Consider the following 9,458-nt stretch of genomic DNA (forward strand, 5'->3'; position numbering starts at 1 on the left):
TGAATTGAAAGATTCATAAAAAATGTCATCCTTTCTAGCTAGCTTTTTAGAAAGAATAACGTTTTTTGACACTTGGGGGTAGTGCAAATTCTTAAGTTGATGGGCATGGGGCTATAACCGTATTGTAATCAAATTGAATGAAATGACTGGGGGAAGAAAAATGAGAGTGAAAGAGCAATTGTTAACTTTGAGAGCGTATGTGCCTGGGAAAAACATTGAAGAAGTAAAAAGAGAATATGGTTTATCAAAAATTGTGAAATTAGCATCCAACGAAAATCCATTCGGTTGTTCAGCACGTGTGACAGAAACATTAACTTCTTTAGCGAGCCAATATGCCCTTTATCCAGATGGATATGCCTTTGAACTTCGGACAAAAGTAGCGGAACATTTAGGTGTAAAAGCAGAACAACTACTATTTGGTAGTGGATTAGATGAAGTCATTCAAATGATTAGCCGAGCGTTACTACATGAAGGAACAAACGTTGTAATGGCGAATCCTACGTTTTCACAATATCATCACCATGCTGTTATTGAAGGAGCAGAAGTTCGTGAAGTATCACTTAAAGATGGTATTCACGATTTAGATGCAATGCTAGAGCAAGTAGATGAGAAAACGAAAATTGTATGGATTTGTAATCCGAATAATCCAACAGGTACATATGTTGAGAAACAAAAATTACTTTCATTTTTAGAATCAGTTCCTAAGTCGGCTCTCGTTATTATGGACGAAGCATATTATGAATACGCGGAAACAGAAGACTATCCGCAAACATTACCACTTCTTGAAAAGTATGAAAATCTTATGGTTTTACGCACGTTTTCAAAAGCATATGGTTTAGCTGCTTTTCGTATCGGATATGCGATTGGGGATGCGAAGTTAATCGGACAGCTAGAAGTAGCTAGGTTACCATTCAATACATCAACTGTAGCCCAATCTGTAGCACTCGCTGCATTAGAAGATCAAGCCTTTTTACAAGATTGTGTGCAAAAGAATGCTGAAGGTTTAAATCAGTATTATGCATTTTGTAAAGAATATAACGTATTCTATTATCCATCCCAAACAAATTTCATTTTCTTAAAACTTGGTATACCGGGTAATGAAGCTTTCGAACGATTAATGAAAAAAGGATATATCGTTCGTTCTGGTGCTGCATTTGGTATCGATGATGGTATTCGTATTACTGTCGGTTTGAAGGAAGAAAATGATGAAATTATAGAGTTGCTGAAAGAGCTTGTAAATGAGCAAGTACAGAAAGAAGAAACATATTCTTAAGAGATTGTGAAGGCTCCTAGTATAGGAGCCTTTTTTATCGCATTCAAAATAAAGGTTGAAGACTGCTAATTAAGTTATTCTGTAAACCACGGTTTGTATGGCTCGATAATTAGTGAGAGAAGTTATTTGCACGGTCATAAAAGAAAGCGGTACAATAGAAGATGATGGTAAGGTATCGGTGTCATATCCGAACCTTTTGAACAATTAACTACTCTGTAAGAAGAAGTATAAGAAGAAGTATGCTCATTCTAAAGGTTGCGTTCTAACAGTGAGTTGCTTATGATAAATGAACAGAAGAGAATATTTTTAAGAATTAAAGGAGACGTTTATGCAAAAGTTTGAACAAGCTGTTTCATATATTGAAAATGGTGAAGCGGAAAAAGGATTACAATTATTAAAAGAACAATTAAAAATTGCGAATGATGAAGAGAAGTATGATATCGCTCGTTACTATCATACGCTTGGATTTACAGATGAGGCATTAGCAATTACTGAAGACTTACGTTTACTGTATCCAGAAGAAAGTGAATTCACTGTATTTTTAGCAGAATTATATATTGATCTAGATAAAGAAGATGAAGCGATTGAAGTGCTTCATGATATTCCAGAAAATGACGATTTATATGTTCAATCGTTATTACTTGTTGCAGATTTATTCCAAATGCAAGGTTTTGATGATGTAGCAGAGCAAAAACTATTAAAGGCGAAAGAAATGATGCCTGATGAACCTGTTATTACGTTTGGGTTAGCAGAATTATATAGTAGTAAAGGTGAAGAACAAAAGGCAATTACTTATTATGAATCGCTATTAGCGGAACATAAAGTAATGGGTGGTGTTGTGATCGCACTTCGCCTCGCAGAAACGTTAAGCGCGATCGGAAACTGGGAAGAAGCGATTTCTTATTATGAAGCAGGCCTAGAGGAACAAAAAGATATTCACTCATTATTTGGATATGCCTTTACATTATACCAAGGTGAAGAATATCAGAGAGCAATTGGTGCTTGGCAAGAACTAAAAGAATTAGACCCTGAGTACGCATCACTGTACATGTATTTAGCGAAAAGCTATGAAAAAGAAGGAATGCTTCAAGAAAGCTATGAAACGCTTCATGAAGGAATTAAAGTAGATGAGCTTTCAGTTCCATTTTATGTAGAGTTAGCGAACATTGCGGCGAAATTAGGGAAAATAGTAGAAGCAGAGGAAGTTCTTCAAAAAGCGCTTGAGTTAGATCCAGGGCATTTAGGTGCAACATTAAAATATACATATATCTTAAAAGAACAAGAAAAGTACGAAGAGTTAATTGCAATTGTAGAGCGTGCTATTGATAGTGGAGAACCAGATACACAACTACTTTGGGATCTTGCGTATGCAAAAAAACAATTAGAAATGTATTCGGATGCATTAAAACACTATGAAAGTGCATATACTTCTTTTAAGAATCATCCAGACTTCTTAGAAGAGTACGGTTATTTCTTATTGGAAGAAGGAAAACGAAAAGAGGCGAAAGAAGTATTTACCCAGTTATTACAACTAGACCCGACACAAATTCATATTGAAGAATTGTTATATAATTTAGAGGATTTTTCATAAGTTGGAAGGAAACTGAATGCCGCTTCTTGAATCTAAAAAGAAAAGAGAAAGACAGAGGAGGGACTTAATTGCTATGAATACCCCTGTTTCTGTAAACGAGAAGAAGGATTTTGTAAAATGGTTTTTGAATAATTACCAACTGAAACAGCGTGAATGTGTATGGATTCTGAATTATTTAATGAGTCACGACCAATTGATGCATAAAGTCCACTTCGTAGAGCATGCAAAATATTGTCCGCGTGGCTTAGTGATGTCAGCGAATTGTGTGAAAGACACACCGTTTCACTTTTTTAAACAAAATGTTATGACAACAGATGCTGAAAAATCGTTTCATGATATTCGTTTAAATCGAGATGAGGATATTTATATTCAACTCAACTTTAAATCATCGTTTCAAAATGCGAATTATGTAGCTGTATTAGAAGAAAACCCATATCTACCAAAGCATATTGAAGTAAATGAAAAAGATCGTTTACTTGCAGAAAGGTTTTTGGAAGAAAGTGTATTTTCGTTTAGGAGAGAACGCCTTTTGAAACAAATTGATGAAGCGTTAGATAAGCAAGATAAGGAAGCGTTTCATAGATTAACGGCAGAGTTAAAGACTTTATAGAATTTATTTGGATTAATTAATTTTTACAAATTTCAGACTTTTATAAAGAAAAACTACCTATATTGGGTAGTTTTTCTTTTTTTACCTCTTTTAGTGTGGTTTAATATATATAAAGTGAAAGTTCTGTCATTTGTAAGTGAAGGAGTGAAGGAGGGAAGGGATTTGAAGTGGATTGTAAAAGATGTAGAACAGTTTGAGCAAGCAAGAGAGTATGTTGATACAGGAGTAATACCGCTGTTATCAATTTCGGCAGCAAAAGAAATGAAAATGGTTGTAGAACAAGGTGAATTTATCGAATTGTTGAGCACGGAATTGGAAAGAGAGTATAAAGGAAGAGTGCTTTTACTGCCTGCGTTTACGTATTTGGTAGAAAGTCAAAAGAATGAAAAAGGTCGTTTGCAAGAATGGACAAATCATTTACGAAGTGAAGGTTTTAAGCATATTGCTTATGTTACAAGTGATTTTTCATGGAAAGAGGATATGCAAGAGTTACAGGGAGATTTATTTTGGTTTCCTTCATTAGCGTTAGAACAATTTAGTGATCAAGCAAAAAGAGAAGTTATTCATGCGCATATAAAAAATATAATGGTGATGTTGGAAGAGAAATGGGGAAACTCGCAATAAACAGAAAGTTCTTATTATTATGAGTAGTATGATATTGACCTGTGCATGAGCGTATTATATCATGATAGTGTCCTAGTTTTTATTTTTTATATAATTTATCACGAGGGGACAATTTCTGATAGAGGGGGGAAATTTTCGTGAGCGACAAAGAACATCGCGTGTCAAGAAGACAATTTTTAAATTACACACTCACAGGGGTAGGAGGCTTTATGGCTGCCGGTATTTTAATGCCGATGACGCGATTTGCGCTTGATCCGGTGTTAAGAAAAGAAGCGGGAACAGATATGGTTGCTGTTGCGCAAGTAAAGGATATTACAACAGAGCCGAAGCGTTTCGATTTTAAAGTGAAGCAGGTTGATGGTTGGTACAAGTCTGAAGAACCAAAATCGGCTTGGGTTCATAAAGATGAAAGCGGAGACATTGTTGCGTTCTCTCCAGTATGTAAACATTTAGGATGTACAGTTAACTGGAATTCGGACAAAGCACATCCGAATCAATTCTTTTGCCCATGTCACGGGGGGCGTTATACAAAAGATGGGATTAACATTAAAGGTACGCCACCCCTTGCTCCGCTTGATGTGTACGAGTCTAAAGTGAAAGATGGAACGCTGTATCTAGGAAAAGCGAAGCCAAGAGGGGGTGCAAAGTAGATGTTAAATAAAATTTATGATTGGGTGGATGAAAGATTGGATATTACACCAATATGGCGTGATATCGCTGATCATGAAGTACCTGAACATGTAAACCCGGCACATCACTTTTCTGCATTCGTCTATTGCTTTGGAGGACTTACCTTTTTCGTTACTGTAATTCAAATTTTATCTGGAATGTTTTTGACGATGTATTATGTGCCTGATATTAAAAATGCTTGGGAATCAGTTTACTATTTACAAAATGAAGTTGCTTATGGGCAAATTGTTCGTGGTATGCACCACTGGGGTGCTAGTCTCGTAATTGTAATGATGTTTTTACATACACTCAGAGTTTTCTTCCAAGGTGCGTATAAAAAGCCCCGTGAGTTAAACTGGATTGTTGGTGTTCTTATTTTCTTTGTTATGTTAGGTCTTGGTTTTACCGGATATTTATTGCCGTGGGATATGAAAGCTTTATTTGCTACAAAAGTAGGGATTCAAATTGCAGAGCAAACACCGCTCATTGGTCCTTATATTAAAACATTACTCGCTGGTCATTCCGAAATTGTTGGCGCTCAAACATTAACTCGCTTCTTTGCTATTCACGTCTTCTTCTTACCAGCAGCACTTCTAGGTTTAATGGCCTTCCACTTCATCATGATTCGCAAACAAGGTATTTCCGGTCCACTATAAGAGATTGCTAAATTAAAGGGGAAAGAACTAAAGGAGGGAGATTATGCATCGCGGCAAAGGGATGAAGTTTGTAGGAGATTCTCGGGTACCAGTAGCTCGGAAACCAAATATTCCAAAAGACTATTCTGAATACCCAGGGAAAACAGAAGCATTTTGGCCGAACTTCTTGTTAAAAGAATGGATGGTTGGTGCAGTTTTTTTAATCGGTTATTTATGTTTAACAGTGGCGCATCCGTCGCCGCTTGAGAGAATGGCGGACCCAACAGATGCTGGATATATACCACTTCCAGATTGGTATTTCTTATTCTTGTATCAGTTATTAAAGTATTCGTATGCTTCCGGTTCATTTACTGTAATTGGAGCATTTATTATGCCAGGGATTGCGTTTGGAGCATTACTGTTAGCTCCATTTCTTGATCGAGGTCCAGAAAGACGTCCATTGAAGCGTCCTGTGGCAACTGGATTTATGCTTTTAGCAATTGCATCGATTATCTTTTTAACTTGGGAATCTGTAGCACACCACGACTGGGAAGCTGCAAAAAAACAAGGAGCAATTGTAAAAACAGCGCCAGTTGATAAAAATGATGATGGCTATAAATTAATGCAAAAAAATACTTGTTTAACATGTCATGGTGACAATTTACAAGGCGGGGCAGCAGCACCGGCACTGCAAAACTTAACTTTAAAGCCAGAAGAAATTGCTAAAATTGCGAAAGAGGGAAAAGGTTCAATGCCTAAAGGTGTATTTAAAGGTACGGATGAGGAACTGAAGAAGCTTTCGGAATTCGTTGCAAAGTATAATAAAAAATAATAAAAAGCTGACTACAAAATTTGTAGTCAGCTTTTCTATTTAGTTGGATGAAGTTTGTTATAATAGAGTAGGATTTAATGAATGAATTACTTTGCTTGAAAGGTGTTGGACATACGGATTGGTGTACTTGTATGCAATGTTAAGACAACGCTCGGTATTATTATTTTTATTAATTGTTAACATATTAGGTACAATTTACGGATTTATATGGTACGGAAATCAATTGAAAGAAACGTCACTTATATTTTGGCCGTTTGTACCAGATAGTCCTATGGCGAGTCTCTTTTTTGTCTTTGTTTTAATTGCTTTTTTGGCAAAGAGAAACTGGGGATTAATAGAAGCGTTAGCGATTGTAACTTTAATAAAATATGGTATTTGGGCTGTTGTTGTAAACGGGATTATGATTTACGTAAAAGGGCCTATTGGCCTTATGGGCTACATGTTAATGCTTTCGCACTTTGCGATGGCAGTACAAGGATTTTTATATGCTCCATTCTATCGTATAAAAAAATGGCATTTTATAGTAGCAGCTGTGTGGACGTTGCATAACGATGCAATTGATTATTTATTTTGGCAAATGCCGCGATATGGAATTATGCATTTGTTTGTAGAGGAAATTGGTTATTTTACGTTTTGGTTAAGTATTGCTGTACTATGTATTACATATTATTGTTGCTTACGTGAGCAAAGGAAACAATTTTCTTTATGATGGTTAGAACATTTAGGGGGAGAACATGGAGAAAAATAAGAGTGGTACAAAAATATTGGATCGATTGATTACTTTAGTTGTTTCATATAGCATAGCATTTTCTATTTTTGCACTCGCAACAACGGCAGTTGTCTATGGAAAATGGCTGTATTATTTTGAAATTGATTTTTTAAATATTCCTGATTTAGCGGATATGACGAAGGATGAAATTAAAAGAAATTACGATGTGCTTATTACATATTTATCCCCGTTTTATGACGGAGCATTACATTTGCCAACATTAGATATGTCCACAAATGGCCGTATTCATTTTGTAGATGTTAAAAATATTTTAGTAAAGATTCAATATGTGATGTATGCGACAATTATGATTGCAGTGATAGGCGGAATTTATTTATTAAAAAAGAAAAATGAAAAGTTTTTACTGCATGGATCGATTTTAACAATCATTTTTCCGATAGCGCTTATGTTACCAATTGCTATTAATTTTGAAAAGAGTTTTGTATTATTCCATAAACTTTTATTTAGTAATGATTATTGGGTTTTTGATCCTGAAAAAGATCCAATTATATTAATGTTACCAGAAGAGTTCTTTATGCATGCTGCGTGTGCTATTTTATTATTCATTTTAGGTGGTAGTATACTTTGTTACAGTTTATATCGATATTTCGTAAAAAAGAAAAGGATGTCACAGAAAAAATTCTCTGCTTAAAGAGAATTTTTTTCTTTGTAAAATGATAATATATTTTTCGGTCTAGTTCTGTTCTATTCTTGTCCAAATTAACATATTTTGTACTAGTAGTTATAGGGGGGACCGGGATGAAGAGAACATTAATTGGATTGATAGCATTTCTAATTATAATGTTTCCGTTACGTATATATGCTGAAGAGTGGAATGAGCTAACAGGGTTGTTAGACGCCTCGTTACAGTTAGTGAAGCGTAATGAAGATGAAAAAGCGGTACAAGTATTACAACATTTCTCGGAGCAATTTTTAATAAAGGGGAATGAAAAGAAGCAGGAAGTAACACCAGATCAAGTTAGAGTTATTTCTTTAGCTTACGATAAGGCGCAACAATCGCTCTCTGAAGAAGGTTTAGGTAAGCAAGCTAAAATTGATAATGTGCTGGCATTACAACTTGCTGTTGATGCACAAGTATCGAAATATCAACCACTTTGGATGGAAAGAGAAAGGAAAGTAATGGATGCCTTTTCTCAAATGGAAAAAGCGATGGAAAAAGAAGATGCTGGGCAGTTTCAACAAACGTTAAATACGTTTTTAAATGAATTCAATATTATTTATCCAAGCTTAATGATTGCTTTGCCAGAAAACGAGGTTCAGCGTGTAAATGTTCATTTATCTTATTTAGATGAATTTCGTAACGTTATGTTAAAAACGAAAGGCGGCCAAATGCAATTAGGGATTATTAAAGGGGATTTGCAAAAGATATTTCACACAGTAAAAAAAGATGAAATTGCACCCTCTCTCATTTGGTTTATGACAATTACTGGGGGACTTATTTTCTTCACATTAACTTATGTTGGATGGAGAAAGTATAAAGGAGAAAGAGAAAAAAGAAAAAGTAATGTACATTCTAAAAATAGATAATGCAATAAATAAAGATATGGATTGTAAGGTTTATTCATTGACAATAGTGGCAGAAGAAAATAGAATGAGAAGTACTATAATTAAAACTTCAATGGAGGTTCATGATGTTTTATTTAATTTACTTCGCGATCATAATGATCATACCGTTGTATGCACAGTCAAGAGTACGTAGTGCCTATAGCAAGTATTCACAAGTTTATTCAACATCAGGTATGACAGGAGCGGAAGTGGCTCGAAAAATTTTAGATGAAAATGGATTATACAACGTAGCTGTAGAAGAAACACCAGGTCATTTATCAGACCATTATGATCCAACCGCTAAGACGGTTCGATTATCAACAGATAACTATTATGGACATTCAGTTGCTGGTACAGCAGTTGCAGCACACGAAGTAGGACACGCAATTCAAGATGCAAAAGATTATAAATTTATGCGCGTTCGTCATTCGTTAGTGCCAGTTGCAAACTTTGGTTCGAATATGTCTTGGATTTTCGTCCTAATCGGTATATTTGCACAAATGTCTGGTTTGTTGTTATTAGGTATCATTTTAATGGCAGCAGGTGTTGTGTTCCAGCTCGTTACATTGCCAGTTGAGTTTGATGCGTCAAAGCGCGCAATGCAACAAATTGAAGCGTTAGGTATTGTATCAACAGATGAATATGGGCAAGCTCGTAAAGTATTAAATGCGGCAGCATTAACATATGTAGCAGCTGCAGCTGTAGCTGTATTTGAATTATTACGTCTCGTATTAATGTATACTGGTATGCAGCGTAGCGACGACTAAAGACTATCAATTTTGAAGTGCACCCCAATTGTTAGACACATAATTAACAATTGGAGGTGCATTTTTTATGGCTAAATTTTCTTCAAAAGATAAAATACAAGCAGTAAAACGATATCTAGAAG

General features: G+C 35.3%; 11 protein-coding genes. All 11 read left to right on the forward strand.

Annotated features, from left to right (window positions below; genetic code table 11):
* Positions 1-160: 160 nt before the first annotated feature.
* The 11 genes from hisC (at position 161) to ACS2CR_RS32345 (ending at position 9,336) form a co-directional block, all read left to right on the forward strand.
* A complete protein-coding gene (hisC, locus tag ACS2CR_RS32295) occupies positions 161-1,273 on the forward strand; it encodes a histidinol-phosphate transaminase (protein ID WP_001264037.1) in 1,113 nt (370 codons plus the stop codon).
* 328 nt (positions 1,274-1,601) lie between these two features.
* The gene (locus ACS2CR_RS32300; protein ID WP_088911095.1) at positions 1,602-2,864 is read left to right on the forward strand and encodes a tetratricopeptide repeat protein; all 1,263 of its coding nucleotides are present in this window, start codon (positions 1,602-1,604) and stop codon (positions 2,862-2,864) included.
* Between the two features lie 73 nt (positions 2,865-2,937).
* The gene (locus ACS2CR_RS32305) at positions 2,938-3,474 is read left to right on the forward strand and encodes a ReoY family proteolytic degradation factor (protein ID WP_001095925.1); all 537 of its coding nucleotides are present in this window, start codon (positions 2,938-2,940) and stop codon (positions 3,472-3,474) included.
* A gap of 162 nt (positions 3,475-3,636) precedes the next feature.
* Complete coding sequence (locus ACS2CR_RS32310) at positions 3,637-4,098, forward strand: YpiF family protein (protein ID WP_000871314.1); 462 nt, start codon at positions 3,637-3,639, stop codon at positions 4,096-4,098.
* Positions 4,099-4,235: 137 nt separating this feature from the next.
* Positions 4,236-4,748 (forward strand): menaquinol-cytochrome c reductase iron-sulfur subunit, encoded by a 513-nt coding sequence (gene qcrA / locus ACS2CR_RS32315; protein ID WP_001280593.1) that lies wholly within the window; start codon positions 4,236-4,238, stop codon positions 4,746-4,748.
* Positions 4,749-5,423, forward strand: coding sequence for a menaquinol-cytochrome c reductase cytochrome b subunit (qcrB, locus tag ACS2CR_RS32320; protein WP_000932700.1), 675 nt, complete (start codon positions 4,749-4,751; stop codon positions 5,421-5,423). It abuts the gene before it with no gap.
* 43 nt (positions 5,424-5,466) lie between these two features.
* Entirely contained in the window at positions 5,467-6,234 is a 768-nt protein-coding gene (gene qcrC / locus ACS2CR_RS32325; RefSeq protein ID WP_000554603.1) for a menaquinol-cytochrome c reductase cytochrome b/c subunit, read from the forward strand.
* 118 nt (positions 6,235-6,352) lie between these two features.
* On the forward strand, positions 6,353-6,943 hold the full coding sequence (locus tag ACS2CR_RS32330) for a DUF1405 domain-containing protein (RefSeq protein ID WP_140159941.1): 591 nt from the start codon (positions 6,353-6,355) through the stop codon (positions 6,941-6,943).
* Between the two features lie 25 nt (positions 6,944-6,968).
* A complete protein-coding gene (lit, locus tag ACS2CR_RS32335; protein ID WP_000414377.1) occupies positions 6,969-7,655 on the forward strand; it encodes a lipoprotein intramolecular transacylase Lit in 687 nt (228 codons plus the stop codon).
* Between the two features lie 107 nt (positions 7,656-7,762).
* The gene (ypjB, locus tag ACS2CR_RS32340; protein WP_053514107.1) at positions 7,763-8,551 is read left to right on the forward strand and encodes a sporulation protein YpjB; all 789 of its coding nucleotides are present in this window, start codon (positions 7,763-7,765) and stop codon (positions 8,549-8,551) included.
* 101 nt (positions 8,552-8,652) lie between these two features.
* Positions 8,653-9,336, forward strand: coding sequence for a zinc metallopeptidase (locus ACS2CR_RS32345; protein ID WP_058839490.1), 684 nt, complete (start codon positions 8,653-8,655; stop codon positions 9,334-9,336).
* Positions 9,337-9,458: the final 122 nt, after the last annotated feature.

It is taken from the genome of Bacillus cereus group sp. BceL291, from assembly GCF_051776705.1.
GTDB lineage: Bacteria > Bacillota > Bacilli > Bacillales > Bacillaceae_G > Bacillus_A > Bacillus_A cereus.